General features: G+C 62.1%; 24 protein-coding genes and 1 pseudogene. 9 read left to right on the forward strand and 16 right to left on the reverse strand.

The window, feature by feature from the left end; genetic code table 11:
* Nucleotides 1-3 precede the first annotated feature (3 nt).
* From GDV60_RS03980 to cpaB, 6 genes are read right to left on the reverse strand one after another with little or no spacing between them, the layout of a single operon-like run.
* A complete protein-coding gene (locus GDV60_RS03980) occupies nt 4-891 on the reverse strand; it encodes a type II secretion system F family protein (RefSeq protein ID WP_159906370.1) in 888 nt (295 codons plus the stop codon).
* 1 nt (nt 892) lies between these two features.
* Nucleotides 893-1,774, reverse strand: a complete 882-nt coding sequence (locus tag GDV60_RS03985) for a type II secretion system F family protein (RefSeq protein WP_159906372.1) — start codon at nt 1,772-1,774, stop codon at nt 893-895.
* 10 nt (nt 1,775-1,784) lie between these two features.
* Nucleotides 1,785-3,056, reverse strand: a complete 1,272-nt coding sequence (locus GDV60_RS03990) for a CpaF family protein (RefSeq protein WP_070994311.1) — start codon at nt 3,054-3,056, stop codon at nt 1,785-1,787.
* Nucleotides 3,053-4,246, reverse strand: coding sequence for a pilus assembly protein (locus tag GDV60_RS03995; RefSeq protein ID WP_092233194.1), 1,194 nt, complete (start codon nt 4,244-4,246; stop codon nt 3,053-3,055). The genes GDV60_RS03990 and GDV60_RS03995 overlap by 4 nt, the downstream gene beginning before the upstream one ends.
* Nucleotides 4,243-5,445 carry a type II and III secretion system protein family protein gene (locus GDV60_RS04000; RefSeq protein WP_029297593.1) on the reverse strand — a complete coding sequence of 401 codons (1,203 nt, stop codon included), beginning with the start codon at nt 5,443-5,445 and terminating at the stop codon, nt 4,243-4,245. The genes GDV60_RS03995 and GDV60_RS04000 overlap by 4 nt, the downstream gene beginning before the upstream one ends.
* A gap of 19 nt (nt 5,446-5,464) precedes the next feature.
* Nucleotides 5,465-6,412: a Flp pilus assembly protein CpaB gene (gene cpaB / locus GDV60_RS04005; RefSeq protein ID WP_159906374.1), complete on the reverse strand. Its 948-nt coding sequence runs from the start codon at nt 6,410-6,412 to the stop codon at nt 5,465-5,467.
* Between the two features lie 327 nt (nt 6,413-6,739).
* Here cpaB and GDV60_RS04010 point away from each other — a divergent pair, with 327 nt between their 5' ends.
* From GDV60_RS04010 to GDV60_RS04020, 3 genes are read left to right on the forward strand one after another with little or no spacing between them, the layout of a single operon-like run.
* A complete protein-coding gene (locus GDV60_RS04010; RefSeq protein WP_029297589.1) occupies nt 6,740-6,928 on the forward strand; it encodes a Flp family type IVb pilin in 189 nt (62 codons plus the stop codon).
* A 55-nt stretch (nt 6,929-6,983) separates the two neighbouring features.
* Entirely contained in the window at nt 6,984-7,376 is a 393-nt protein-coding gene (locus tag GDV60_RS04015; RefSeq protein ID WP_029297587.1) for a response regulator, read from the forward strand.
* A 44-nt stretch (nt 7,377-7,420) separates the two neighbouring features.
* Nucleotides 7,421-7,609: a Flp family type IVb pilin gene (locus GDV60_RS04020; RefSeq protein WP_104911509.1), complete on the forward strand. Its 189-nt coding sequence runs from the start codon at nt 7,421-7,423 to the stop codon at nt 7,607-7,609.
* 180 nt (nt 7,610-7,789) lie between these two features.
* Here the strand turns inward: GDV60_RS04020 and GDV60_RS04025 are convergent, their stop codons facing one another.
* From GDV60_RS04025 to GDV60_RS04045, 4 genes are all read right to left on the reverse strand, one after another.
* Nucleotides 7,790-9,472 (reverse strand): ShlB/FhaC/HecB family hemolysin secretion/activation protein, encoded by a 1,683-nt coding sequence (locus GDV60_RS04025; protein ID WP_070994314.1) that lies wholly within the window; start codon nt 9,470-9,472, stop codon nt 7,790-7,792.
* A 168-nt stretch (nt 9,473-9,640) separates the two neighbouring features.
* Nucleotides 9,641-11,389, reverse strand: coding sequence for a collagen-like triple helix repeat-containing protein (locus GDV60_RS04030; protein ID WP_240160337.1), 1,749 nt, complete (start codon nt 11,387-11,389; stop codon nt 9,641-9,643).
* 312 nt (nt 11,390-11,701) lie between these two features.
* Nucleotides 11,702-12,550 carry a MaoC family dehydratase gene (locus GDV60_RS04040; protein WP_159906378.1) on the reverse strand — a complete coding sequence of 283 codons (849 nt, stop codon included), beginning with the start codon at nt 12,548-12,550 and terminating at the stop codon, nt 11,702-11,704.
* A gap of 2 nt (nt 12,551-12,552) precedes the next feature.
* Nucleotides 12,553-13,905: a 3-oxoacyl-ACP reductase gene (locus tag GDV60_RS04045; protein WP_159906380.1), complete on the reverse strand. Its 1,353-nt coding sequence runs from the start codon at nt 13,903-13,905 to the stop codon at nt 12,553-12,555.
* 106 nt (nt 13,906-14,011) lie between these two features.
* Here GDV60_RS04045 and GDV60_RS04050 point away from each other — a divergent pair, with 106 nt between their 5' ends.
* Together GDV60_RS04050 and GDV60_RS04055 are read left to right on the forward strand one after the other, a co-directional pair.
* A complete protein-coding gene (locus GDV60_RS04050) occupies nt 14,012-15,289 on the forward strand; it encodes an acetyl-CoA C-acetyltransferase (RefSeq protein ID WP_092233214.1) in 1,278 nt (425 codons plus the stop codon).
* A gap of 174 nt (nt 15,290-15,463) precedes the next feature.
* Entirely contained in the window at nt 15,464-16,360 is an 897-nt protein-coding gene (locus tag GDV60_RS04055) for a PA4780 family RIO1-like protein kinase (RefSeq protein WP_029297573.1), read from the forward strand.
* Between the two features lie 162 nt (nt 16,361-16,522).
* On the opposite strand, the gene cueR is transcribed toward GDV60_RS04055, so the two are convergent.
* From cueR to GDV60_RS04070, 3 genes are all read right to left on the reverse strand, one after another.
* Nucleotides 16,523-16,930, reverse strand: a complete 408-nt coding sequence (gene cueR, locus GDV60_RS04060; RefSeq protein WP_029297571.1) for a Cu(I)-responsive transcriptional regulator — start codon at nt 16,928-16,930, stop codon at nt 16,523-16,525.
* Nucleotides 16,927-19,128, reverse strand: coding sequence for a cation-translocating P-type ATPase (locus GDV60_RS04065; protein ID WP_029297569.1), 2,202 nt, complete (start codon nt 19,126-19,128; stop codon nt 16,927-16,929). The genes cueR and GDV60_RS04065 overlap by 4 nt, the downstream gene beginning before the upstream one ends.
* Nucleotides 19,129-19,332: 204 nt before the next feature.
* Entirely contained in the window at nt 19,333-19,713 is a 381-nt protein-coding gene (locus GDV60_RS04070; protein WP_029297567.1) for a hypothetical protein, read from the reverse strand.
* Nucleotides 19,714-19,858: 145 nt separating this feature from the next.
* Between GDV60_RS04070 and GDV60_RS04075 the strand changes: the two genes are divergently transcribed.
* Nucleotides 19,859-20,056, forward strand: coding sequence for a heavy-metal-associated domain-containing protein (locus tag GDV60_RS04075; RefSeq protein ID WP_029297565.1), 198 nt, complete (start codon nt 19,859-19,861; stop codon nt 20,054-20,056).
* Between the two features lie 86 nt (nt 20,057-20,142).
* The gene (locus GDV60_RS04080; RefSeq protein ID WP_029297563.1) at nt 20,143-21,336 is read left to right on the forward strand and encodes a multidrug effflux MFS transporter; all 1,194 of its coding nucleotides are present in this window, start codon (nt 20,143-20,145) and stop codon (nt 21,334-21,336) included.
* Nucleotides 21,337-21,344: 8 nt separating this feature from the next.
* On the opposite strand, the gene GDV60_RS04085 is transcribed toward GDV60_RS04080, so the two are convergent.
* Together GDV60_RS04085 and GDV60_RS04090 are read right to left on the reverse strand one after the other, a co-directional pair.
* Nucleotides 21,345-21,524 carry a hypothetical protein gene (locus tag GDV60_RS04085; RefSeq protein WP_029297561.1) on the reverse strand — a complete coding sequence of 60 codons (180 nt, stop codon included), beginning with the start codon at nt 21,522-21,524 and terminating at the stop codon, nt 21,345-21,347.
* 149 nt (nt 21,525-21,673) lie between these two features.
* Nucleotides 21,674-22,687 carry a zinc-binding alcohol dehydrogenase family protein gene (locus GDV60_RS04090; RefSeq protein WP_029297560.1) on the reverse strand — a complete coding sequence of 338 codons (1,014 nt, stop codon included), beginning with the start codon at nt 22,685-22,687 and terminating at the stop codon, nt 21,674-21,676.
* 122 nt (nt 22,688-22,809) lie between these two features.
* Between GDV60_RS04090 and GDV60_RS04095 the strand changes: the two genes are divergently transcribed.
* Together GDV60_RS04095 and GDV60_RS04100 are read left to right on the forward strand one after the other, a co-directional pair.
* The gene (locus GDV60_RS04095) at nt 22,810-23,739 is read left to right on the forward strand and encodes a LysR family transcriptional regulator (protein ID WP_133713870.1); all 930 of its coding nucleotides are present in this window, start codon (nt 22,810-22,812) and stop codon (nt 23,737-23,739) included.
* Between the two features lie 134 nt (nt 23,740-23,873).
* Nucleotides 23,874-24,573 (forward strand): annotated as a pseudogene (locus GDV60_RS04100) (ArsR/SmtB family transcription factor).
* Nucleotides 24,574-24,676: 103 nt separating this feature from the next.
* Here the strand turns inward: GDV60_RS04100 and GDV60_RS04105 are convergent.
* Complete coding sequence (locus tag GDV60_RS04105; RefSeq protein ID WP_159906382.1) at nt 24,677-25,630, reverse strand: adenosine deaminase; 954 nt, start codon at nt 25,628-25,630, stop codon at nt 24,677-24,679.
* Nucleotides 25,631-25,775 lie beyond the last annotated feature (145 nt).

Here is a 25,775-nt window from a genome sequence, read left to right on the forward strand (position 1 = left end):
TCCTCAAAAACTGCTCAGGGCCCGGGAGATCGCAATGAATGCCGGCCCCCCCAGCACAATCAACAAAGCGGGAAACAGGAAGACCATCATCACCACCGACATCTTGGCCGACATCTTCGAGATGAACTCCTGCAAACGGGTGAGGCGGCGGTCATCGAGCAGTTGCTTGAGGGCCAGCAGCGACTTCATGGCGCCGCCGCCCTGCTGGATCAATTGCTGCAGAATGATGCAGGTGTCGGTGAACTCGTCCACCGCCAGTAGCCGGGCGGTCTTGCCCAGTTCCTCGCTCAGTTCCAGGCCCGAGTCGACCCGTGCCAGGATCAGTCGCAACTCCTGGGTCAGCGCCGGCAGCAGGCGCTGCGCCTCAACGCTCAACACGCGCAGGGACTGCTCAACCGCCATGCCCGACTCGAACAAGATGCGCAGCAGCGGGATGAAGGTCGACACCTCGCGGGAGATTTGCTGCTGGCGGGCCTTGGCCGCACTGGCGAGGATGCGCTTGGGGATCAGGTAGCCCACGCCCAGGCCGAGCAGGGGGGCGATCCACGGGGAGTCGGAACCAGGGAAGATCAGTTCTTCGCCCACCAGAATCACGCCTGCCAGCACCAGCGGCACGCCAATCTGGCAGGCGGCGAAGATCGAGCGCTGGTTGGCTTTGCGCCAGCCCACACGGTTGAGCAGGATCTGGGTTTCGTTATCCATGCTCACCGAGCGCTGGGCCAGTTGGCTGCTGCCAAACTGGCTGAGCAGGATGCCGAGGCGGTCACCGCGTACCAGTTGGCCTTGCAGGCGTTGGTTGACCAGGCGCTCGCGGCGGCGCTGGCCCAGCAACTGGCCGGCGATCAGCACGAGCGCAGCCAAAAACAGTAAGGCACTGATCAGCAGAACCATCTCAAATACTCCGCAACATGCGCCACATCGTCAGGCAGCCCAGCACCTGCATGGTCAGCGCGGCCAGCAGCATGTAGCGGCCGCTGTCGTCGTTCCACATGGTCAGCAGGTAGCCGGGGTTGATCAGCATGAAATAGCCCACCATCGCAATCGGCATGCCGGCCAGTACAAAGGCGGTGACGCGGGTCTCGCCGGTCATGGCGCGCAATTGCCGCGCGCCTTGCTCCCGTTCGCGGATGACCTTGATCAGGTTCTCCAGCAAGTCACTGGCGTTGCCGCCGTAGCGGTGGTTGACCTTGAGTCCCAGGGCGAGCATGCGGAACTCGTCCTGCTCGTAGAATTCGGCAAAATCACTGGCGGCCTCGGGCAGGCTGACCCCCAATTGCACGTTGCGCTGGATACGTTCCATGGCAGGCTTCAAAGGCGCCTCGGTGCTGTCGATGGCACCCAGCAGGGCATCGGCCAGGGTGCGCCCGGATTTCAGGCTGCGCACGGTGTGGTCGAGGACTTGCGGCAATTGTTCGACCATCCGTTTCACCCGCCGCCGATAGCGCCAGGCGATATACAGCCGCAGTATCAGGGGCGGAAGCACTAACATTGCGGCCAACCCGACCCAGCTCCACACCAGCAAGCCCAGGAGCGCGCCCAACACCCAGCAGGTCACCCACAGGCCCAGGCTGTCAGTGGGCTTGCCCAGGCCCGCGCGCTGGAACATGCGCTCCAGGCCGATCCAGCGGCCGCGCTCTTCGGCCAGCAGCGGTTGCCCTTCGGCGAGCCGCTCCAGGACCCGATCGGTTTCCGCCTGGCGCAGGCCACTGAGGAACAGATGCAGCGACACGCCAATCAGGATCACGCAACTGAACATCAAGATGGCGCCGGTCATGGTGACGCTCCTATAACGGCAAGGCCGATTCGCGACGCAGCTTGTCACCGGCCGGGTTGACCGCCTCGCGCAGGAAACCAAAGCCGGTGCGCCGGTCATGGCGGAACAGGGTGTTGGTGACATACACGTCATCGCGCACCCCCACGACCTCCACCACTTCACTGACGCAGCGCCGGCCATCGGGCATGCGGGTCAGCTGGATCACCACATCCAGGGCCGCACAGATCATCTGGCGCAGGGTTTTCTCCGCGACCACGCGACCGGTCAGGCCCACCAGGGTTTCCAGGCGCAATAGCGCGTCCTGGGCATTGTTGGCGTGCACGGTACTCATGGAACCGTCGTGGCCGGTGTTCATTGCGGTCATCACATCCAGCACTTCCACGCCGCGGATCTCGCCGAGGATGATGCGGTCCGGCCGCATCCGCAGGGCGTTGCGGATCAGGTCGCTGGCCTTTACCTCACCATGCCCTTCGGCATTCGGCGGGCGGGTTTCCAGGCGCACCACGTGGGGGTGGCCCAGTTGCAGTTCGGCGACGTCTTCGATGGTCACCAGGCGTTCATGGGGGTTGATCAATTGGCTGAGGATATTGAGCAGGGTGGTCTTGCCGGTGCCGGTGCCGCCGCTGATCAGGATATTGCAGCGCTTGCCGACCGCCTCCTGGAAAAACTCGAAGATCGCCTGGTCAATGGTCTGCATCGCTACCAGGTCGCTGCTCTTGAGCATGTCCTTGCGAAACTTACGAATCGACAGGCACGGGCCGTCCAGGGCAATCGGCGGGATGATCGCGTTGACCCGGCTGCCATCGGGCAGCCGTGCATCGACCATCGGCGATGACTCATCCAGGCGCCGGCCCAGCGGTGCGAGGATGCGTTGCATGACCCGCTCCACATGATGGGCGTCGATAAAACGCAGGTCGCTCTGGTGCAACAGGCCGTCGCGCTCGACAAATACCCGGTGCGGGCCGTTGACCAGGATCTCGGTCACCGAGGGGTCGCGCAACAACACTTCCAGCGGGCCGAAACCGGTCAGCTCATCGACGATTTCTTCGGCCAGGCGCTCCATCTCATAACGCGAAATCGCCAGGTGCATGCGCGTGATGTATTCCGACACCTTGTCGATGACAAATTGCGCCAGGGATTGGCGCGAGCCTTCCAGCAGGTTTTTGCCTGACTCTTCGATGGCGTCGATGATGTAGCGGTGCAGCACCAGTTTCAGACCGTCGTGATCCACCGCACTGTTAAGTCCGCGGGCGGGTGCGCCGAAGAGTTTTTCGCTGCTCATTTGGGAGTCCCCAGCAGCCGATCGAACCAGCGGGTGGAGGGTTTTTCCAGACCTTCGGAGCGCTTGGCCAGGCGTTCACCGAGGGTCTTGAGGTTTTGCGTCAGGGTCTCCCGGGGCGCCAGGCTGAACAAGGTTTGCCCCTGGTTCTTGGCGTTCAGGCGCACCTCGGGGCTGAAGGGCAACACGGCGATGGCCTCCAGGCCGAAGCTCTTTTCCAGGGCATCGGTGTCCGGCGCGGCACCTTTGAGGTAGCGGTCCACCAGCAGCTTGGCATGATCAAGCTTCATGCCTTTTTCCCGCCACTGATTGAGTACCGCCAGGTTGCGCCGGCAGTCGAGGACGTTCTGGTCGGTGCACCACAAGAGCTTGTCGCAATGGCTGACGAAGGTGCGCAAGGCTTCGCTGTCGCGCTGGCCGGTGAGGTTCACCACGATGTGCTGGAAGTGCTGGCGCAGGGCGCTGAGCAGCATGTACAACTCGGCGGCGCTGGTCATCTCCAGTGGCTCGTCGCTTTCGGTATAGGCGAGGATGCGCAGCCCACCCTCGGTGGCGGTGAACGCGCTGTTGATCAGGGTGGTGTCCAGGCGGCGCAGGTGGCGCAGGGCATCGCCAAAGTTGAACGAACTTTCCAGGCCCAGCAGCGCCAGGCTGTCGCCACGGGGCAGGCCCAGGTCCAGCAGCAGGGTCTGTTGACCACTCTTTTGCACCACCATCGCCAGGTGGCTGGCGAGCAGGGCGCCGTCGGCATTGCCCTGGGTGCCATACAGCACGGTGAGGCCGCCCAGGTGTGCGCTGTGCGCCACCGGTGGCAGGCGCTTGCTCAGGCGTCGCACCAGGCCGGCGACTTCGCTGGAACGTGAGCCGTAGGCGACAAAATCCCGCGCGCCGGCACGCATTGCGTTGAGCACCAGTTGATTGTCCATGCCGTCGCCCAGGGCGACGATGGCCAGCATGGGCTTGGCTTCCAGGGCGCCTTCGATCAAGGCGCTCTGGGCCACCACATGCTCGCGGTCCAGGCCCACGAACACCAGGTTGGCGAAGGTCACGTCCACCAGGGCCAACAGTTCATCAAGGCTGCCACCACCGGCACTGACCACTTGGCCCAGGGGCGCCAGGGCGCCTTGCAGCCATTCCAGGTCGGTGGTGTTGCGGGTGATTGCCAGGAACGTCTGGCTCAGGCTATCGCTCATTGGGAAAGTCCTGTGCGTCGGTCGAAGTTGCCGTTTTCCAGGAAGTACAGGCGATACCAGTTGGGGTCGTAGGTGCGCAGTTTTTCCCCGGGCAGGGACGGCAGGCGTGCATTGGCGGCCAGGGGCTGGACCAAGTGCGGGGTGACGATCATCAGCAGCTCTTTTTCCTCGCGGCTGACGTTGCTGTCGCGGAAAAACGCGCCGAGGATCGGGATATCGCCCAGGCCTGGAAACTTGCTGATGGTGGAGCGGTTGTTATTGCTGATCAGGCCGCTGATCACAAAGCTTTCGCCATCGGCCAGGGACACCGTGGTGTCGGTGCGGCGCACGGTCAGGGCCGGCACCTGGATGCCCTCTACCTGTAGGGCGTTGGCGTAATCCAGCTCGCTGACTTCCGGCGCCACCTTCAGGGAAATCCGCGTGCGGTCGATCACGGTCGGGGTCAGCGTCAGGCGGATGCCGAACTCTTTGTACTCGATGGAGATCGTGTCGCTGCCGGCGCTGGGCACCGGGATCGGCACTTCGCCGCCGGCCAGAAAGGTCGCACTGTGCCCGCTCATGGCAACCAGGCTCGGACGCGCCAGGGTGTAGGCAAAGCCGCTGCGTTCCAGGGCATTGATCACCGCCGAAAAACGCCCCCCACCAATGCCGATATTAAAACTCTCGTTATCCAGCGGCAGGCTCATCCCGGCGGTGCGCGGGCTACCGAACAGGAAGTTGCGCGTGCCGCCAAAGATCGAGGTACTGGCCTCCTTGAGCTTGGTGCGGCTGACTTCCACAAAGCGGATATCGGTCTGCACCTGGCTCGGCAGGGACGGGTCGTCGGAGGGCGACAGGGCCATGCTGGTCAGGCTTGAGCTGGCCTTGCCCTTGACGAACACCATGCTCTGACGCGGGGCACTGGAACAACGGGTCCAGACCATCAGGCTAGTGGCGCCAGAGGCCACGCCGGTGAGCAGGAACGCGCGGTCACCATTGAGGTGTACGTCGGCGATTTTGGGGTCACCAATGGCCAGCCGGGTGATCGCCACCGGTGACTGCAGGTTTTGCTGCAAGCCTTCGCCGACCTCGACCACGGCCGGCAGGGCACCCAGGTTGCTGCAGGTGTCCGAGGCGCCGAATGCCAGGCCGACAGGCAGGCTGGACAGCATCAAGGCCCAGGCCATTTGAGTGAACGCAGGTGCGAAACGTTGGCGCATTCAGGGCATCCTTGCTCAATCAGGGGTTTTGTTGGGTCGCTTGGTTACCACGTATGACCTCGATGCCGGAGCGCCTGGTTTCGTTGGCGCCCCCGGCTTGCGCGACTCTTTTCGGGGCCCCGAGCATCGCCAGTTGAGTGAACTGGTACAGCTCGCGATTAGCGCTTTGCAGGTTGGCGGGGGCCTCGTTGTTGCCGGCCCAGTACTGGCTCAACAACTGCTCATCGGCACTGCGTACGGCCAGGCGCAAGGTGCCGGCGCTGGTTGCCAGCATCAAGCGGCTCATCAACTGTTGTGGCACTGCCAACACCACGGTCCGTGGCGGGCTTGCCTGGCGTTGTGCCTGGCGGGCCTTTTCTTCATCGGTGGTGGGCGGGGCTACGGCCGGCTTGCGATCGTTGGTCGGGCCGAGGTTATCGCCCACACTGAGCAGGCGCAGGGCCGGCACGATGACCTGGGCCGTGGCCTCAGGGTTGGTGCCTTCCGGACGCAGGAACAGCAGCACATCCACAAAATCCCCGGGGCTCAACTGGCCGGCGGCGCCGATGACCTCATCGACGGCGACCGCCAGGGCGCGTTCGTCAGGGCGGATCATGCGGGCCAGGGGGCCACCGGCATTGAAGCTCGAATCATCCAGCCAGGTACCGGCAGGCAGTGCTCTCAAGGGCGTGCGGCCGATGGCCTGGTCGAGGCTGGTCAGGCTGCCGGCCGGTGCCGTGCGCAGTCTTTCCAGGGTCAGGTCGGCGGCGGTGAGGGCGATATACGGCGGCACATCATGGGCCAGGACCACCACCGATTGGCGGGTCTGGTCTTCGACGGCGGCGACGGTTTTTTCCACGGAAACGCCAGATGGCGACGGTTCGACAACCGGCTCAGGCGGGCGACTCAGCACCAGCCCCCAATAGCCTGCGAATAGCGCACCGATTAATAACAACCCGGCCAGGATCATGCTGACACGACTGTTCATGAAGGCTCTCCCTTTCCTGTTGCACTACGGGCCCGTTTTTCCCAACGAGTTGATTTCGCAACCAGGCAGCTATGAACATCTAACGATTTCGCTATTTGACGGTAGCCGAGCTAGGACAAAATGCCATTAGCCATCACGATTTATTTTGGAACTATCGACATGCCTCCTGAAAACGCGGGTTTATGACGCCAGTGTTGCGACTACTACTTTGTGATTAATCCGTTCTTACAGTTGTTGATGTGGGGTTTGTTGACAATGCTCTAGTGGCACGCAGCAATCACCGTGCAGTACCGCGATCTGCGCAAGCAAGCGCAAAGGAGAAGTCATATGTTCCTTACCTTCATGATGAAGCTCTACCTTCAACTCCAACTGCTGTTTCATCGCAAAGAGGGCGCTACGGCGATCGAGTATGTGATCCTCGTAGCAGTTATTGCGTTAGTCGTATTGGCAGCAGGGAAATTGCTTGGGCCTCAGATCGCGGCCATGTTCGCTAAAGTCGGGGCAGCCTTGACCTGATTGGCAACAGCGCTTTGAGCAAGCCCATCAGTGATTGTCTTGGAAGGTATTGCTCATGAACGCTGTTGTGACGAGCCGCCAGCAGATCCTGTTGGTGGATGACGAAGAAGATGCCCTCGTAGAACTGGCGGAATCGCTGGGGAACGAGGGCTTTGTTTGCTTCTGTGCCAGCTCCGTCACGGATGCACTACAGGAGCTGACACTGCATCCTGATATTGCGCTGGTCATCACTGACTTGCGCATGCCTGAGGAAAGCGGCATTTCCCTGATCAAGCGCTTGCGTGAGCACACCTCACGCCAGCACCTGCCCGTGATTGTCATGTCGGGTCATGCCGAAATGGATGACGTCAGTGACATGTTGCGCTTGCAGGTCCTGGACCTGTTTCGCAAACCCATCTACCTGGTTCGTTTGATCGATACCCTAAACAATCTGTTTCCCAGGGCGTAGGGAGCAGTTGGCCAGTCCGTAGCGCCCATCTGAGGAGATGTTCTATGTTGCCTGCCCTGCTGCTGAGGATTTGCACGTGGTGGATGCTGTTGTTGCGCCGACGGGACGGTGCGACGGCGATTGAATATGTGATTTTGATTGTGGTGATTGCGTTGGTAGTGCTGGCCGCCGGGAAGTTGCTGGGACCGCAGATTGCGACATTCTTTGGCAAGGTGGGGGATGCGTTGACCTGAGTACGGCGGCTATTGTGGCGAGGGGGCTTGTCCCCCGTTGGGCTGCGCAGCAGCCCCAAAACCGGCCACTTCGGTGTGGCTGATAAAAATCAGTAAGTCTTATTGGGGCTGCTGCGCAGCCCAACGGGGGACAAGCCCCCTCTCCACAGGTCCGCGTGCCTTTATTAGCTCAATCCACCCCTACAACTGATAGCTGAAACTCAACGTATACCGCGGCCGCCGGTTAAAACTGTCCAGCGCCATATCCGACATCGGCTTGGCCGCCTCCAACGCAATGTTGTAGTACTTGGCATCGCCAAACCGCAGGCCTATGGCGGCAGAGGACATGTCGCTATCTTTCACCGGCAAGTTGTTGAACCACGCCTTGGCACGGTCGAGCACGATGTAGGGCTGCACGATCCTTACCCAGTCACCACTGCGGTTGTAGCTGTAGTTGACCTCGTAGGCCACCCCCCAGCCCTTGTCGCCCGAGCCCTGGTCATCCGGGTAACCACGCCCGAAATTCTGCCCGCCGAACACTGCGCGTTCGCTGTCGGGCAAGGTGTCGTCGCTCCAGTACAGCGCTGCCGAGAGCACGCCTTGCCAATTGTCGAAGAACTTGTCGCTCTGTACCCCGGACAGGCGCAGGCGGAAGAAGTCCAGGTCAGACTTTATCCCTTCCAGGTCGCTGCGTGTCTTGGCCCCCAAGCCGTCGATGCCTTGGTACAGGCCGGCACTGAGGATGCGCAATTGGCGATCATCGGCCTTGCGCCAGTCTCCTTCGAAGGCCAGTGCGCGCAGGTCGGTTTCTACGTCGAACCGTTGCGGGTAACCCACCAGTTGATAGCGGGTCCGGTCGTTCACTCCGTAGAAGCGGGTGCCGAGGGTCAGGGACTCGCTGGGCGAGGCGATCAGCGGATGGCTCAGGCCGATGGAGAAGCGGTCGTTCTCCCGGTGCGGCTTGAGTGAAAAGCCGCCGTCCAGGCGGATACGGGTGCTCGGGTCGCTGCGATAGCGCGCGCCATACAGGCTCAATTGCGTGCCTTCGGCATTGATGAACTGGCTGTAGTCGAGCCGGTAGTAGCGCTCTTTGTCTTCCCCCGGCGGGAACAGGCCGCTCAGGCTCACTTGTTCGCCCATTGCAGTGTGGGAGTTGCTGGTGCCGGCGATCAGGGCTTGCAGGCCGCCACGGCTGTCGTCGGTCATGCTCATGCTGCTGGTAAACGGTTTGCGGCTGGCCTGGATATTCATATGCGCGGCACCGTCGGTGGTGCCCGGTGGCGGTACTTGCGCTTGCAGGGTCACGCCGGGAATCCGCCCCATCAAGGTGGTGTAACGCTCAAACGTCTTGCGGGTCAGCGGGCGTTCGGCCTGGAGCTTTTGCGCCAGCTTGTCGACGTAGCCCGAGACCGAACCAATGTCGCCCTGCACTTGGTAGTCCTTGATGTAGCCCTCGACCAAAACCACCCGCACCAGGCCCTGCTCGAAGCGTTGGTCGGGCAGGAAGGCGTAGGACAACAGGTAGCCGTCCTGCTGATAGCGACGGGTGATGCTGCGGGTGGCTTCGATCAGTTGCGCAAGGTTGGTTTCATGGCCAATCAACGGCTCGAAAACCTGGGCGACTTCCTGCAGCGGGTACACGGTGCCGCCCTCGATCTGCAGTTTGCGGATGGTGACTTTGGTGTCCATCAGCAACGGTTGCGCTTGTGCGGCCGGGGTCTCTGGTAGCTGGGTCTGCGGCGTCACCGGGCGGTAGGCGTCGGCCGGCAGGTTGGGTACGGGGAGGTTGCGGATGGTGTCGTTGCTGTTGAGGAAGCTGGGTAGGGTCTCGGCGTGTACGTAAGCGCTGAGGGTGAGCAATAACAACGGCGTCAAAACGCGCATAGGACACTCCATGGTCAAAACTGCAGCGGCATTTCGCAGGTTCCCGCCGGGTTCTTGGGCACGGTTCGGGAGTTCCAATAAAAAAGACGAGAGACCCATTGGAATCTCTCGTCTCAACCAAGCGTAGGCGCTGTAGAGGAGGCCGTCTAATGGCCAGGTGCAATTCTTCTATTTGCCGGTCAGGCCCTTGAGCAGGCCACCTACGCCGGTGTTTGCAGTGGCCGATCCAGACGCCGTGGCATTGGCGTTGGCGTTGATGTTCAGGCCGCCGAGCAGGCCACCACCACTACTACCGCTGGTGCCGCCGGTTACCAGGCCACCGACCGAGGACACCACCCCACCGACTGTGTTGACGGTCTGGCCTACAGTGTTGGTGATTGGGTTGGCATTGGCTGCAGTGATGTTGCCGCCGAGGCTGCTGACTGCGCCGCCCACTTGAGTCACCAGGCCGTTGACCGGTGCGCCGATGCCGGTGGTGGTGCCGATGTTCTGGGTCAGGCTGCTGACACCCGAAGTCACAGGGTTAAGCGCCGCGCCCACATTGGTCGCCAGACCTGCTACCGGTGCGGTTGCCGCGGTGTTGGCCACACCGTTGCCACCGATCACTGTGCCGAGCGAGGCCACGGTGTTGCCCAGTGCGCCACCTGCCACACCCCCTGCACTGACGGTGCCGTTGGTGTTGCCCGCATTCAGGCCGTTACCGACGTTGGCCACCAGGCCGCCCACCAGTTCAGGCAGACCGGATGCCGGGGCACTGCCACTGCCGGTACCGGCAGACGGTGCCACATAACCACCCGCAGTGCCTGCTACCGCACCGACACCGCTGAGCACGCTGCCCACGGCACCGGTCACTGGGTTGCCAGCGCCACCTGCGCCTGCCACCTGAGTGCCGAGGCCGGTGACGGTAGAGCCGACTTTATCCAGCAGGCCATTGACCGGGTTGCCCAGGCCGGTGGCTTTACCCAGGTTGCCGGTGGTGTTTTCCACCAGCGAGACCACAGGCACCAGCACTTTGCCGCCCAGGGTGTTGGTGACCGATCCCAGTGGGCCGGTGGTGCTGGCGGTACTCAAGGTATCGCCGAGCATGGTGACGGCCTGGCCAACTTTATCCACCAGGCCACCAGCTGCCCCACCGACGCCGCCGGTAAGGCCGCCGACTACCGGGATACCGCCCAGGGTAGTCGAGAGTGTTTTGCCGGTGTTCGAAACACCCGTGCCCAGGTCGGCAACGCCGTTGGCCACGCCGGCCACGGTAACGCCTACGGAGTTGCTGTTGGTGCCCAGGGAGCCCAGGCCAGTGCCGACGCCAGTGCCGACGCTGCCAACCGCGGTGCCCACGCTGGTCACCAGGCCGCCTGCGGCAGTGCCGACTACAGGAACGCCGCCAACGGTTGTGCCGATGCCACCGATCGCTGTACCGACGTTACCGAGGGTGCTGCCCAGATTGGCCGCAATCTGACCAGTGACCAATGGGCTGGTAGTCGAGCCTGTGCCGCCGCCAGTACCACCGCCGGTTCCGCCACCTGTGCCGCCGCCAGTACCACCGCCGGTGCCGCCACCTGTGCCGCCGCCAGTACCACCGCCGGTGCCGCCACCCGTGCCGCCACCCGTGCCGCCGCCAGTGCCACCGCCGGTTCCGCCACCTGTGCCGCCGCCAGTGCCACCGCCGGTTCCGCCACCCGTGCCGCCGCCAGTGCCACCGCCGGTTCCGCCACCTGTGCCGCCGCCAGTGCCACCACCGTCGCCGCCACCCGTGCCGCCGCCGTCACCACCACCGGTACCGGCGCCAGCATCCGGGGACGAGGATGCAACGCTGCTCTTATGACCGCCACCACCACTGCTGCAGCCTCCCAGGCTCATCGCCAAGATAAGGGCCAATGCAGTACTTGCCTTCCACAACACGACTTGAGTTTTCATGATGAGTTCCTTAGCACCTGGTACAGCCTTTGTTGGTCTCGCAAGTTCACCCGTTCTTCAGCAGGCAATATTTGCGTCCGTTGTGGCTATAACAGTCCTCGGCACTCTTTGTCGCAACGCTCAACTTGGTATTAACGATTTATATACAGGCACGGATATGCGTCTTGGTGATTAATACCAACGGTATATAAGGTGGTTTTTTGTCAGATGCGATGTGATGTAAATCAAGCACTTGAAAAAATTAGCGGGCTGTCGATAGCCCGCTATAACTTAGGTTGTATATATACAATTAATCAGCCGCTTAAACCGATTTCAGGCAATCGCTTGCCACTTGCCGAGCATATGCTCGATATCGCCAGCGCCCTTGAGTTGCAACTCGCCGCTGGAACCGGGCGCACTGCTCAACAAGATGACCTCGCCAGGCAGGCGTACCGGTTTCTTGAACTCAACGTAGATCTCGATGTTCGCCGCGGGTAGATGTTCATGCAGGGCCGCCACAGTGCGCGCCTTGTTCCACAGGCCATGGGCGATCGCCTGGGGGAAGCCGAACAACTTGGCGGTCAGGGCGCTTAAGTGGATCGGGTTGTAGTCGCCGGATACCCGGGCATACCGCCGACCGATGTCGGACGGTGCCTTCCAGCGAGTCAGCTCGCTGACCGTACTGGGCGCTGGCAGGGATTGCTCCGGTACCTCGCCATCGAGTTTCACCCCGCGACAGAGCATTTGGCTTTCACCTTCCCACAGCAAACCCAGGGAATCCTCGACGGTGGTGATCAGGTCAAAGGTCGCGCCCTTGGCGTGGGGTTGCAGGTTGCGCGTATGCACACTGACCCGCACCTCGCTGACCCCGCCCATGGGGCGAAACACGCGGATACGGTTGCTCAAGTGCACCAGCCCTAGCAGCGGGAAGGGGAACTGCGGTGCCGTCAGCAGTTGCAGCTGCAGGCCGAACGCCATGATGTGTGGATAAGTCGCCGGCAACATCGGGCTCTCGGCAAACCCACAGACCTTGCGGTAGGCCGTCACTGCCGCAGGATTGACCTGCACCCGGCAATGCAACCCTGAGTCGGGCAGCGTGGTGCCGGTGATCTTGCGCTTGAGTGCGGCGCGCCAATACAGCGGCGGCAGTGCCGGGCTGCGAGGTAATGTGTACCACAGCATAGTTACGCTCCCAGCAGGCTTTGCCCGCATACACGCAACGCCTGGCCACTGACCGCACCTGAGCCCGGTTGGCCCAGCCACGCTACCGCTTCGGCGACATCCTGCGGCAAGCCGCCCTGGCCCAGGGAGCTCATGCGCCGCCCGGCTTCACGCAAGGCGAAAGGAATATGTGCAGTCATCTGGGTTTCGATAAAGCCCGGGGCCACGGCGTTGATGCTGATGCCCCGTTGCGCCAGCAGCGGCGCCCAGGCCTGGGCCAGGCCGATCAGCCCGGCCTTGCTCGCGGCGTAGTTGGTTTGTCCGCGGTTGCCGGCGATGCCGCTGATCGAAGCCAGCAACACCACGCGGCCGTTGTCGTGCAGGGTGCCGCTGTCGAGCAGGGCCTTGGTCAGCACTTGTGGGGCGTTGAGGTTGACCGCCAATACGGCGTCCCAGTATTCCGGGGTCATATTGGCCAGGGTCTTGTCGCGGGTGATCCCGGCGTTGTGCACCACGATGTCGATGCCATCTGGCAATTGTTCAATCAGTTGCGTGGCGGCGTCATCGGCGCAGATATCCAGGGCAATGCCACGCCCGCCCAAGCGTGCGGCGAGGGCGTCGAGATCGTCCTTGGCCTGCGGCACATCCAGCAACACAATTTCGGCACCGTCCCGGGCCAGGGTTTCGGCAATCGAAGCGCCGATACCTCGGGCAGCCCCGGTCACCAGGGCCTTGAGCCCGGCCAGTGGGCGCGTCCAGTCATGCACTTGGGTCGGGCAGGCGCTCAGGCGCAGCACCTGGCCCGAGATATAGGCGCTTTTCGGCGAGAGGAAAAACCGCAGCGCGCCTTCCAACTGTGCTTCGGCGCCTTCGCCGACATACAGCAACTGCAAGGTGCCGCCGTTGCGCAGCTCCTTGGCCAGCGACCGGCTGAAGCCTTCGAGGGCCCGCTGGGCACTGGCGGCGAATGGATCGCTGAGGCTTTCCGGGGCGCGACCGAGAATCACCAGGTGCGCGCTGTGATCGAGATTTTTCAGCAGCGGCTGGAAGAACTCGCGCAGTTGCTTGAGTTGGTCGGTGTGTTGCAAATGGCTGGCATCGAACAGTACCGCCTTGAGCTTGGGGCCATGCCCGGGGATCCAGGGCGTGGCTTTGAGCGGCTCGGCCCCGTAGCTGTAGATGGCCTCGGTGAGTTTATTGGCAAATCCCAGCACCTGGGCCGCCAGCGGGCCGCCACCCAACAGCAGGGCGCCTTCCACCGGGCGCAGGCGCCCGGCTTGCCAGCGCTCCAGGCGTACCGGGGACGGCAGGCCAATGGCCGAGACCACGCGGTGGCCAAGGCTTGAGTTGGCGAAGTCGATATAACGGTCAGACATGGAACGCTCTCCGGCTGCTGGGGTTCAAAGGGTGGACCATCAATAGGTGACAGTCGTTCCTAGTCTAGGCTCAGGATTGCACCTACCACCTAACAGGGAGCTTTCCATGACTCAGTTGCGCCGTGTCGCGATCATTGGCGGTAATCGTATCCCCTTCGCCCGTTCCAATGGCCCCTACGCCACGGCCAGTAACCAGGCGATGCTGACGGCTGCCCTGGAAGGTTTGATCGAGCGCTACAACCTGCACGGCCTGCGCATGGGCGAAGTGGCTGCAGGTGCGGTGCTCAAGCATTCGCGGGACTTCAACCTGACCCGTGAGTGCGTGCTGGGCTCGCGCCTGTCGCCGCAAACCCCGGCCTACGACATTCAACAGGCCTGTGGCACCGGGCTGGAAGCGGCGCTGCTGGTGGCCAACAAGATTGCCCTGGGGCAGATCGAATGTGGGATCGCAGGTGGTGTCGACACCACTTCCGACGCGCCCATCGGAGTGAATGAGGGCCTGCGCAAAATCCTCCTGCAAGCCAATCGCAGCAAATCCATGGCGGATAAATTAAAAGTCCTGTTACAACTTCGTCCCCAGCACCTCAAACCGGAGTTGCCGCGCAATGGCGAGCCGCGTACTGGCCTGTCCATGGGCCAGCATTGCGAATTGATGGCGCAGACCTGGCAGATTCCCCGCGCCGAGCAGGACCAACTGGCCCTGCAAAGCCATCAGAAAATGGCCGCGTCCTATGCCGAGGGCTGGCACAACGATTTGCTCACGCCGTTCCTGGGCCTGACCCGTGACAACAACCTGCGCCCGGACCTGACCCTGGAGAAACTCGCCAGCCTCAAACCGGCTTTTGAGCGCAGTGAAAAGGGCACTCTCACCGCTGGCAACTCCACGCCACTGACCGATGGCGCCTCCCTGGTGTTGCTGGGCAGCGAAGCCTGGGCCAAGGAACGTGGCCTGCCGATTCTCGCCTACCTGCGTGATGGCGAAGCGGCGGCGGTGGATTTCGTCAACGGTGCCGAAGGGCTGTTGATGGCGCCGGTGTATGCCGTCCCACGCTTGCTGGCGAGAAATGGCCTGACCTTGCAGGATTTTGATTACTACGAAATTCACGAAGCCTTCGCTGCCCAAGTGCTATGCACACTCAAGGCCTGGGAAGATGCCGATTACTGCAAGACCCGCCTGGGGCTGGATGCGCCGTTGGGCTCAATCGACCGCAGCCGCCTGAACGTCAAGGGCAGTTCCCTGGCCGCCGGGCACCCATTTGCCGCCACCGGTGGGCGTATTGTCGCCAACCTGGCCAAGCTGCTGGACGCGGCGGGCAAGGGGCGCGGGCTGATCTCGATCTGCGCGGCGGGGGGCCAAGGCGTGACGGCGATCATTGAGCGCTGATCTCGGCTATTATCCGAACGCCTCGGGCAATAGCGGCTTTGTCGGATTAATCTGGCATATTGGATGCATTCTTTAGCAGATCAAGGCTCGTTACCCTCTCCCCGCTGTGCGAGGATTGCCGTATAACGAGTGCCATACGCGTGTTTGGTAATAAAGGACCCACAATAAAAGCTGATGAAGACTCCTAAACGCATTGAACCCCTGATCGAGGACGGTCTGGTCGACGAAGTGCTGCGCCCACTCATGAGTGGTAAAGAAGCAGCTGTTTATGTGGTGCGCTGCGGCAACGAGTTACGTTGCGCCAAGGTCTACAAGGAGGCGAATAAACGAAGTTTTCGTCAGGCGGCCGAATACCAGGAAGGCCGCAAGGTCCGCAACAGCCGGCAGGCCCGGGCCATGGCCAAGGGTTCCAAGTTCGGCAAGAAAGAAACCGAAGACGCGTGGCAGAACGCCGAAGTTGCGGCTCTGTTTCGTTTGGCCGGCGCCGGTGTGCGCGTGCCCCAGCCCTACGACTTCCTTGAAGGCGTATTGCTGATGGAGCTGGTGGCCGATGAATACGGTGATGCGGCGCCAAGGCTCAACGACGTGGTGCTGGAGCCGGATCAGGCCCGTGAGTATCACGCGTTCCTGATCTCGCAGATCGTGCTGATGCTGTGTACCGGCCTGGTGCACGGTGACCTCTCGGAGTTCAACGTACTGTTGACGCCGACGGGCCCCGTGATCATCGACTTGCCGCAAGCGGTGGACGCGGCGGGCAACAACCACGCATTCACCATGCTGGAGCGGGACGTGGGCAACATGGCTTCGTATTTCGGGCGATTTGCCCCGGAATTGAAGACCACCAAGTACGCCAAGGAGATGTGGGCGCTGTACGAAGCCGGCACCTTGCACCCGGCCAGTGTGTTGACTGGCGAGTTCGACGAGCCGGAAGAATTGGCAGACGTCGGCGGTGTGATGCGTGAGATCGAAGCGGCGCGGCTCGACGAAGAGCGACGCCAGGCGATCCGCGCAGCGGACGATGCACCACCGGGCAAACCGGCGGAAGAACCGCCGCCGCCTTGGATGCAGTGATCGCCCGGCATACTGGGGGTTAAAAATGTGGGAGCTGGCTTGTGTGGGAGCTGGCTTGCCTGCGATAGCATCACCTCAGTGCAACTGATGTACCGAGGTGCCTGTATCACAGGCAAGCCAGCTCCCACACAAGCCAGCTCCCACATTGGGTTTTGCGTTCAGTCAGTTGGATCCGCAGCAGCTGCCTGACGCCAATTCCTTGAGAATCGGACAATCGGGCCGGTGATCGCCCTGGCAGTGCTCCACCAGGTCCTGCAACGTATCGCGCAACTGCCCCAGTTCGCGGATCTTGTGATCCAGCTCCTCGATATGCTGGCGAGCCAACGCTTTCACGTCGGCACTGGCCCGTTGCCGGTCCTGCCACAACTCCAGCAACTTGCCGACTTCCTCCAGGGAAAACCCCAGGTCTCGCGAGCGTTTGATAAAGCCCAGGGTGTGCAGGTCGTCGTCGTTATACAGGCGATAGCCGCTGTCGCTGCGATGGGCCGGCTTGAGCAGGTTGATCGACTCGTAATAGCGAATCATCTTGGCGCTCAAGCCGCTTTGCCGGGCTGCCTGGCCGATGTTCATTGGCGGTGATCCTCCAGATCCTTGGGTTTCCAGGTTTTCAACAGTAGCGCATTGCTGACCACGCTCACGCTGGACAGGGCCATGGCGGCGCCGGCCAATACCGGGTTGAGCAGGCCGAATACGGCCAGCGGAATGCCGATCAAGTTATACACAAAGGCCCAGAACAGGTTCTGTCGAATTTTCGCGTAGGTCTTGCGGCTGATTTCCAGGGCCGCGGGCACCAGGCGCGGATCGCCGCGCATCAAGGTGATGCCGGCCGCGTGCATGGCGACGTCGGTGCCGCCGCCCATGGCAATGCCGATATCTGCTGCGGCCAGGGCCGGCGCATCGTTGATGCCGTCGCCGACCATGGCCACCACGCCGGTCTTTTTCAGCTCGGCGACGGTGGCGGCTTTATCGGCGGGCAATACTTCGGCGTGCACATCATCGATGCCCAGCGCTTGTGCCACCACGCGGGCGCTGCCGCGGTTGTCACCGGTCAGCAAATGGCTGCTGATATGCCGGGCCTTGAGCTGTTGCACGGCTTGCAGGGCACCCTCCTTGAGCGTGTCGCCAAAGGCGAACAGGCCCAGCACGCGAAGCTGTGGGCTTTGCTCGATCAGCCAGGACAAGGTGCGGCCTTCGGCTTCCCAGGCGCTGGCATTGGCGGCCAGGTCACCTGGTTTCAAGCCGGTTTCATCGAGCATGCGCCGATTGCCCAGGGCCAGTTGCCGACCGTCCAGGGTGCCGGCAATGCCGCGTCCGGTCAGGGATTGGCTGGCGCTCACATCGGCAACCGGCAAACCTTGATCATTACAGGCGTCCAGCACCGCCTTGGCCAAGGGGTGTTCGCTGCCGCGTTGCAGCGCGCCGGCCTGTTGCAGCAACAAGGCTTCGTTGCCATCCACTGCCCTCAGATGGGCGATTTTCGGCGCGCCGGAGGTGAGGGTGCCGGTCTTGTCGAATACCACCGCGCTGACTTCGTGGGCGCGCTCCAGCGCTTCAGCGTCCTTGATCAGAATCCCGTGGCGGGCCGCGACGCCAGTGCCGGCCATGATCGCCGTTGGCGTGGCCAGGCCCAGTGCGCAAGGGCAGGCAATGACCAGCACCGCCACCGCATTGATCAATGCCGTTTCCAGCGGTGCACCGTACAACCACCAGCCAATCAGCGTGGCGAGGGCGATCACCAGCACGGTCGGCACAAACACCTGGCTGACTTTATCCACCAGTTTCTGGATCGGCGCCTTGGCCGCCTGGGCGTCTTCGACCAGGCGAATGATCCGCGCCAGCACGCTCTCGGCACCGAGGGCCAGGGTGCGTACCAGCAAACGGCCTTCACCGTTGATTGCGCCGCCGGTGACTTTATCCCCAGGCTGTTTCGGCACCGGCAAGCTTTCACCGGTGATCAAGGCTTCATCGGCGTGGCTTTGGCCTTCGACCACTTCGCCATCCACCGGAAAGCGCTCGCCGGGCTTGACCAGCACCAGGTCGTTGAGGCGCAGGGCGCTGATGGCAACCTCTTGCTCACGGCCATCGATCAGCTGAATTGCCCGCTCCGGCCGCAAGGCCTCCAGGGCACGGATGGCGCTGGCGGTCTGGCGTTTGGCGCGGCTTTCCAGGTATTTGCCCAGCAGCACCAGGGCAATCACTACCGCCGAGGCTTCGAAGTATAGATGGGGTTCAACCCCTGCCGGGGCGATAAGCCACTGGTAGATACTCAGGCCATACCCGGCGCTGGTACCGATGGCCACCAGCAGGTCCATATTGCCGGCGCCGGCGCGCACGGCTTTCCAGGCGGCGACATAGAAGCGCGCACCGAAAATGAACTGCACCGGCGTGGCGAGGAGGAACTGCACCCAGGCCGGCAGCATCCAGTGCAGGCCGAAGGGCTGCACCAGCATCGGCAAAACCAGCGGCAATGCCAACGCAATGGCCATTACCAGCGACCAGCGTTCGCGTTTCAGACGCTGTTCCTGGCTGGCTTGGGTGGCGGTTTCGCTTTGCGGCAGGGTGGCGGTGTAGCCGGCTTTTTCCACGGCGGCGATCAGCACGGCAGGGTCCATCTGGCCCGCCACCTCGACATGGGCCCGTTCATTGGCCAGGTTGACGCTGACGCTTTGCACGCCGGGCACCTTGTTCAGGGCGCGCTCGACCCGGCCCACGCAACTGGCGCAGGTCATGCCGCTGATCGGCAGGTCGAAGGTGGTGGATCCATTCATGGGGCGTTCCTCCAGGAAAAGTTGCCTGTAGGATCAAGCTTGACCTTAGGGGAAGGTCAAGCCCCTTAATTCACGGCAAGCCCTGATACCGTTTTTTTGTAGGAGCGAGCTTGCTCGCGAAGAACTGGAGAGCGCCGCATTTACCCGGTAAATACGCGTCATCGTTGTCGTTCTTCGCGAGCAAGCTCGCTCCTACAAAAACGGTCAGTAACCGAGCTTGGCGGCCTTGAGGTACATGCCGTCCGCGCCCTGGGCAATGCGCAACTTGCGTACGTCGCCGGCTTTCAGCGTGATCTCTTGGGCCTTGGGCGCCAACAGCCCCGGCAGGCAGCCTGGAGCCTGGCCCGGCAGCAGCTTGAGACGCAGCGAGACCTTGCCTTCCGGGAAGTTGAACGAGGTGGCCTGCTCCTGGAACAGCCGCCCGGCCAGTTGGTCATTGACGTACAGGCCAATCTCGCAGTTGGTGGGCACTTCCAGGCGCTCCCTGGATACGATCAGCACCGCGTAGTCCTCGGCGGCGCTGGCCTGGGGAACGGCGGCGAACAGGCTCAGCAGACTGGCAAGGCCAAAAAACGACCAGCGCATGGTGAATTCTCCGGTTTAGATCGTTGATGCTTGCAGCTTGGCGGACGTCGCCGGGGAATACCAGCCCGGCAGTTGTTTTCAGCGCTTGACCTTGCCATCGTGGCAAGGATGAGACTGGGTGCAACCTCACTCAAGGAGTCATGTCATGCAAATATTCAGCGTTGAAGGAATGACCTGCGGCCACTGCGTTCGGGCCGTGACCCAAGCGGTACAGGCCAAGGACCCGGCGGCCAGTGTGAATGTGAATCTGGCCGCCAAGGAAGTCGGCGTTGAAAGTCGTTTATCGCCGGACGAAGTGATCAGCCTGATCAGCGAAGAAGGCTACAGCGCCAAGCTCGCCTGATTATTTAATAGGTAGCGAGCTAACGTAATGTTCAAGGCACCCAAGCGCGGCTAGACTGTCGGGCTGCCGACTCTACCGGGTGCCTGATGAACCTTCGCATAATCCTTATTCTGGGGGCCTTGAGCGCATTTGCGCCGCTGGCCATCGACTTTTACCTGCCGGGCTTCCCGGCCATGGCCGTGGCATTCGGCACTGACGAAAAACATATCCAACTGACCCTGGCGGTGTACTTCACGGGCCTGGCGATCGGTCAGTTGATCTATGGGCCGCTGGCGGATCGTTTTGGCCGGCGTATCCCGCTGTTGAGCGGTGTCACTTTGTTCACCGTGGCTTCCCTGGCGTGCGCCTATGCGCCGTCCCTGGAATGGCTGATCGGTGCGCGCTTCGTCCAGGCCCTGGGCGGGTGTGCGGGCATGGTGATTTCCCGGGCGGTGGTCAGCGACAAGTGCGATGCGGTGGGCTCGGCCAAGGTTTTTTCGCAATTGATGCTGGTGGTCGGGCTGGCACCGATCCTGGCGCCGATGCTCGGTGGGGTGATGGTCAGCCTGTGGGGCTGGCAGTCGATCTTCCTCGCGTTGACGGTATTCAGTGTCGGCGCCGGGGTGGCGGTGGCTGTCGGCTTGCCGGAAAGTTTTCCGGCCCATCAGCCTCGGCAGCCACTGTCCGGGGCGTTGCGCCAATACGGGCGGCTGCTGGCTGATCGGGTCTACCTGGGGTATGCCGTAACTGGCGGTATCGCAATTGGCGGGATGTTTGCCTATATCGCCGGTTCACCTTTCGTCTTTATCAAGCTGTATGGCGTGCCGGCCGAGCACTACGGTTGGTTGTTCGGCACCAATGCCGCGGGCTTTATCCTGGTGGCCCAGGTCAACGCGCGGCTGCTGTCCAAGCGCGGCCCGGCGTTTCTGCTGACCCGCACGGTGTGGGTCTACCTCGCAGCGGCGTTGGCTTTGCTGGCGGTCAGTGCCTTGCATACCGAAGCATTGTGGCCGCTGCTGGTGCCGCTGTTCCTGTGTATTGCCAGCCTGGGTTGCATCATGCCCAACACTTCGGCATGCGCCATGAACGGCCAGGGGGCACGGGCCGGCAGCGCGTCGGCACTGCTGGGCTGCATCCAGTTTGGCGTGGCCGCGGGTGCAGCGTCGTTGGTCGGCGCATTGCACGACGGCACAGCCATGCCGATGTCGATCGTCATCAGCTTGTGCGGGGTGTTGGCGGTAGTGGTGGCCATGTTGACCCAGCGCCTGCAACGGCAGCGAGCCTTGCAAGCGCAGGTCTGACGGCGTTTTCAGCCAGTAGCGCGCTGCTGGCTTTCGGGAAAGCGGTGGGGCGCCTGGATGCGGTTTTGCAGGGTGTTGGCGAAGGCGCGGGCCTCGGCTTCAGTGCGGAAGGTAAAGGCGTCGTGGTCCAGGCGGACCTGCCATTTGTTGCCTTGGGATTTTGCTAACGCTTTTATCAGGATCTTCATTGCTGACTTCCTCACGTAAAAGATTGCGTGGCAAAGGCGGCCAATATAAACCCGAATACGCTCACAAATATGACAAGGATCAAGTCTCTGACTAGCGGTGCCGTCCGTTACCTACAGAGATAACAGACGGTACTGACAGAGCCCTTGGCTTAGAAGCCTTCCAGCACGATCTTGCCCTTGGCCTTGCCGCTTTCCAGCAGGGCATGGGCCCGGCGCAGGTTCTCTGCGTTGATCAGGCCGAAGTGTTCGCCCACCGTGGTTTTCAGGGTGCCGGCATCGATCAGTTCGGCTACCCGATTGAGCAGGTTGTGCTGCTCGATCATGTCGGCGGTCTCGAACATCGAGCGGGTGTACATGAACTCCCAGTGCAGCGACAGGCTCTTGCGCTTGAGCTTGAGCACGTCCAGTGACTTGGGATCATCGATCAAGGCCAGTTTGCCCTGGGGCGCGAGGGCTTCGACCAACTGGTCCAGATGCTGGTCGGTCTGGGTCAGGCTGGCGACATGGGTCACCTGTGGGTGGCCTGCGCGCTTGAGTTCTTCGCTCAGTGGCTGGCTGTGGTCGACCACCAGATCAGCCCCCAGGTCCTTGGCCCAGGCCTGGGTTTGCGGGCGCGAGGCACTGCCGATCACCTTGAGCGCGGTGAGTTGCGCAGCCAGCTGGGTAAGGATCGACCCTACGCCACCGGCAGCGCCGACGATCAGCAGGCTCTGGCCTTGATCGGTCTGGCCTTCAGCTATTTGCAGGCGCTCGAACAGCAGCTCCCAGGCGGTGATGGCCGTCAACGGCAGGGCGGCCGCCTCGGCAAAACCCAGGCTCTGGGGCATATGGCCGACGATGCGCTCATCCACGGTGTGCAACTCGCTGTTGCCGCCCGGGCGTGTCAGGGAACCGGCGTAAAACACCTTGTCGCCGACCTTGAATAGGGTGACGTCGCTGCCCACGGCCTTGACCACGCCAGCCACGTCCCAGCCCAGCACCTTGGCCGCGCCGTTTTCCGGGGCGACGTTCTGGCGGATCTTGGTATCGACCGGGTTGACCGAGATGGCTTTGACTTCCACCAGCAGGTCGCGCGGGCCGGCTACCGGCTCAGGCAGTTGCACATCTTGCAGGGACTTGGGGTCGTTGATCGGCAATGCGGCGTAGTAGGCGATGGCTTTCATGACGAGTTCCAGGGTGTACGGAATGGGATGGGTAGATCATTGGCTATTTCTCTTGCAGATAAAACCCGCTAAAAGAGCAGTCTCTTTCAACATTTTTTTGATAATTGCCCGGGGCGGTGCTCATGCTGCGTTTTGATGATTTGCAGTTGTTCGTGCGTGCGGCGGATTTGGGGAGCTTGTCGGCTGCCGCACGGGTCATGGATATGTCGGCAGCGGTGGCCAGTGCTGCGTTGAAACGCATTGAGCAACAGTTGGGCGCGCGCTTGCTGGCACGTTCCACCCGCAGCCTGCGCCTGACCGCCGAGGGCGAAGGCTTTCTAGAGTACGCCCGGGGTGCCTTGAGCCAACTGGATGAAGGCCGGCGCCTGCTGGCCAGCGGCCAGGATCATGTCAGCGGCGTCCTGCAGCTGTCGGCGCCATCGGACTTCGGACGGAACCTGTTGCTGCCGTGGTTGGACGAGTTTCAGCGCGAGCACCCGCAATTGAGCGTGCGCCTGCTGCTGGGCGACCGGATCGCCGACCTGTTCCGCCAACCGGTGGATATAGCCTTGCGTTATGGCGAACCCGAGGATTCGAGCCTGGTGGCGTTGCCGGTGGCGCCGGACAATCGTCGGGTACTGTGCGCATCGCCCGGCTACTTGGCCCGGCATGGCGAGCCGCGCCATCTGGAAGAACTGGCCCAGCACAATTGCCTGCTCTATATGCTCGGCAGCCGGGTGCACGACCATTGGCGGTTTCAGGACGCCAAACGGGAAATCAGCCTGACCGTCAGCGGTGACCGTTTCAGTGACGATGCGGATGTGGTGCGGCGCTGGGCCGTGGCCGGGGTGGGCATTGCCTACAAGTCCTGGCTGGATGTCAGCGCCGATGTGCTGGCTGGTCGCCTGCAGTTGCTCTTGCCCGAGCTGCAGGGTGAACGCACACCGCTCAATCTGCTGTGTGCCCATCGCGCGCAATTGAGTAAACCGATCAACCTCTTGCGTGAAATGCTTGTGGCACGTTGTGGGAAGTTGAGCGCGCAATTGCCCGAACGCAGGGGAACTACGCAATAACCTCAGGGATTTCAGGAAATTTCAGGCAGCTGCTGTCGCTGATTTGGCGGTAGGACGCCACGGAATCTGCTGCCCACACACTTATACTTTTGCGCGAAATGGAGCAGACCAACGATTCAACAGGGAGTGAGTACATGGAACAGGCACCTTGCATCAGCCAGATCGCCACCTTGCTGGCAGACCCCAAGCGCACTGCAATGATCTGGGCGTTGATGGACGGTTCGGCCAAGCCGTCCGAGGAGCTGGCGATGCTGGCCGGGTTGTCAGCGTCATCGGCCAATGCGCATTTGGCGCGGTTGGCGGCGGGCGGGTTGCTGCGTATTGAAGCCCGGGGGCGCAAGCGCTTCTTCCGCATGGCGGCGGCGGATGTGGCCGCAGCCATCGATGCATTGGCCAGTACCACAATGGCCAGTGTGGCGCGCAGTGCGCCCAGCCGGTCGGTCGCGGTATTGCTGGCGCCGGCGTTGTTGCGTCAGGCACGGCTCTGCCATGACCACCTGGGCGGGGAAATGGCCGCGGCACTTTATCAACGCATGGTGTTGGCGAAGTGGATTGAACGCTTCGAGCAGCGGATCCACGTGACCCCCTTGGGCGCACGCCATTTGGCCGAGCATGGCATTTTTACCCAGGCCCTGGCCCACCAGAGTTACGCGACGATGGCTTGCGATTGTTATGACTGGAGCGAACAGCAGCCGCACCTGGGGGGGGGCGTTGGGGGCAGGGTTGTTGCAGTTGTTCATGCAGTCGCGCTGGTTGCAGACGATCAGTGAGTCGAGCGCACTGCAGGTTACCGAGACCGGGCGCATGGAAATTGCCCGGATGGCAGCGGTGTAGGAGCGGGCTTGCCCGCGAACAATTCAAAGGCGCCGCGTTCATCCAGGATGTACGCTTTATCGTTGGCGTCCTTCGCGAGCAAGCTCGCTCCTACAGGGAGGGGTCAGGGCTTGACCAGGCGTGCATCCAGGCTGTTTTGCGCCAGGCGGCTAGCCTGGTCCTGGGTCATGCCCAGGGAGGTGTGCAGCGCGTGGAAGTTTTCGGTGATATACCCGCCAAAGTAAGCCGGGTCATCGGAGTTCACCGTGACCTTCACCCCACGCTCGAGCATGTCGAGGATGTTGTGCTGGGCCATGTCGTCGAATACACACAGCTTGGTATTGGACAGCGGGCACACAGTCAGGGGGATCTGCTCGTCGATGATCCGCTGCATCAGGCGCTCGTCTTCGATGGCGCGCACGCCATGGTCGATACGCTGGATTTTCAGCAGGTCGAGGGCTTCCCAGATGTATTCCGGCGGGCCTTCTTCGCCAGCATGGGCGACGGTCAGGAAACCTTCGCCACGGGCGCGATCGAACACGCGCTGGAACTTGCTCGGTGGGTGGCCCATTTCCGAGCTGTCCAGGCCCACGGCGACAAACGCATCACGGAACGGCAGCGCCTGGTCGAGGGTTTTTTGCGCTTCTTCTTCGCTCAGGTGGCGCAGGAAGCTGAGGATCAGGCCGCTGGTGATACACAGTTGCTGCTCGCCATCTTTGAGCGCGCTGGCGATGCCATTGAGCACTACTTCAAAAGGGATGCCACGGTCGGTGTGGGTCTGCGGGTCGAAGAACGGCTCGGTATGAATCACGTTCTGCGCCTTGCAACGCAGCAGGTAGGCCCAGGTCAGGTCGTAGAAATCCTGGGACGTGCGTAATACATCGGCGCCCTTGTAATAGAGGTCGAGAAACTCCTGCAGGTTGTTGAAGGCGTAGGCCTTGCGCAGGGTCTCGACGTCGTTCCACGGCAGCGCGATCTTGTTGCGTTCGGCCAGGCTGAACAGCAGCTCGGGCTCCAGCGAACCCTCCAGGTGCAGGTGCAGTTCAGCCTTGGGCAGGGCGTTTAGCCAGTCGTACATGTGTGCGTTCTCATCAGGTGCAATGGCGACATTCTACAGGCCAGGGCGCAAATAATCGGTAAAACCTGACCGAGCGGTAAGCATTCTTCGTGCCTGTGCCAGTGGGTGAATGAACTAAGGTGTAACGAAACGTTAGCGATTCGCT

Origin of the sequence: Pseudomonas sp. DTU12.1, from assembly GCF_009873475.1 — a bacterium.
Classification (GTDB): Bacteria; Pseudomonadota; Gammaproteobacteria; order Pseudomonadales; family Pseudomonadaceae; genus Aquipseudomonas; species Aquipseudomonas proteolytica.

What these genes read in the sequence shown, in the direction of transcription:
- GDV60_RS03990 (WP_070994311.1), bottom strand. Translation starts at nt 3,056, where the DNA reads ATGAGCAGCGAAAAACTCTTCGGCGCACCCGCCCGCGGACTTAACAGT.
- GDV60_RS04000 (WP_029297593.1), bottom strand. Translation starts at nt 5,445, where the DNA reads ATGCGCCAACGTTTCGCACCTGCGTTCACTCAAATGGCCTGGGCCTTG.
- GDV60_RS04040 (WP_159906378.1), bottom strand. Translation starts at nt 12,550, where the DNA reads ATGCTGTGGTACACATTACCTCGCAGCCCGGCACTGCCGCCGCTGTAT.
- GDV60_RS04085 (WP_029297561.1), bottom strand. Translation starts at nt 21,524, where the DNA reads ATGAAGATCCTGATAAAAGCGTTAGCAAAATCCCAAGGCAACAAATGG.
- GDV60_RS04090 (WP_029297560.1), bottom strand. Translation starts at nt 22,687, where the DNA reads ATGAAAGCCATCGCCTACTACGCCGCATTGCCGATCAACGACCCCAAG.
- GDV60_RS04065 (WP_029297569.1), bottom strand. Translation starts at nt 19,128, where the DNA reads ATGAATGGATCCACCACCTTCGACCTGCCGATCAGCGGCATGACCTGC.
- GDV60_RS04020 (WP_104911509.1), top strand. Translation starts at nt 7,421, where the DNA reads ATGTTGCCTGCCCTGCTGCTGAGGATTTGCACGTGGTGGATGCTGTTG.
- GDV60_RS04030 (WP_240160337.1), bottom strand. Translation starts at nt 11,389, where the DNA reads ATGAAAACTCAAGTCGTGTTGTGGAAGGCAAGTACTGCATTGGCCCTT.
- GDV60_RS04095 (WP_133713870.1), top strand. Translation starts at nt 22,810, where the DNA reads ATGCTGCGTTTTGATGATTTGCAGTTGTTCGTGCGTGCGGCGGATTTG.
- GDV60_RS04045 (WP_159906380.1), bottom strand. Translation starts at nt 13,905, where the DNA reads ATGTCTGACCGTTATATCGACTTCGCCAACTCAAGCCTTGGCCACCGC.
- GDV60_RS04105 (WP_159906382.1), bottom strand. Translation starts at nt 25,630, where the DNA reads ATGTACGACTGGCTAAACGCCCTGCCCAAGGCTGAACTGCACCTGCAC.
- GDV60_RS03980 (WP_159906370.1), bottom strand. Translation starts at nt 891, where the DNA reads ATGGTTCTGCTGATCAGTGCCTTACTGTTTTTGGCTGCGCTCGTGCTG.
- GDV60_RS04015 (WP_029297587.1), top strand. Translation starts at nt 6,984, where the DNA reads ATGAACGCTGTTGTGACGAGCCGCCAGCAGATCCTGTTGGTGGATGAC.
- GDV60_RS04075 (WP_029297565.1), top strand. Translation starts at nt 19,859, where the DNA reads ATGCAAATATTCAGCGTTGAAGGAATGACCTGCGGCCACTGCGTTCGG.
- GDV60_RS04050 (WP_092233214.1), top strand. Translation starts at nt 14,012, where the DNA reads ATGACTCAGTTGCGCCGTGTCGCGATCATTGGCGGTAATCGTATCCCC.
- GDV60_RS04070 (WP_029297567.1), bottom strand. Translation starts at nt 19,713, where the DNA reads ATGCGCTGGTCGTTTTTTGGCCTTGCCAGTCTGCTGAGCCTGTTCGCC.
- GDV60_RS03995 (WP_092233194.1), bottom strand. Translation starts at nt 4,246, where the DNA reads ATGAGCGATAGCCTGAGCCAGACGTTCCTGGCAATCACCCGCAACACC.
- cueR (WP_029297571.1), bottom strand. Translation starts at nt 16,930, where the DNA reads ATGAACATCGGCCAGGCAGCCCGGCAAAGCGGCTTGAGCGCCAAGATG.
- GDV60_RS04025 (WP_070994314.1), bottom strand. Translation starts at nt 9,472, where the DNA reads ATGCGCGTTTTGACGCCGTTGTTATTGCTCACCCTCAGCGCTTACGTA.
- GDV60_RS04055 (WP_029297573.1), top strand. Translation starts at nt 15,464, where the DNA reads ATGAAGACTCCTAAACGCATTGAACCCCTGATCGAGGACGGTCTGGTC.
- GDV60_RS03985 (WP_159906372.1), bottom strand. Translation starts at nt 1,774, where the DNA reads ATGACCGGCGCCATCTTGATGTTCAGTTGCGTGATCCTGATTGGCGTG.
- cpaB (WP_159906374.1), bottom strand. Translation starts at nt 6,412, where the DNA reads ATGAACAGTCGTGTCAGCATGATCCTGGCCGGGTTGTTATTAATCGGT.
- GDV60_RS04010 (WP_029297589.1), top strand. Translation starts at nt 6,740, where the DNA reads ATGTTCCTTACCTTCATGATGAAGCTCTACCTTCAACTCCAACTGCTG.
- GDV60_RS04080 (WP_029297563.1), top strand. Translation starts at nt 20,143, where the DNA reads ATGAACCTTCGCATAATCCTTATTCTGGGGGCCTTGAGCGCATTTGCG.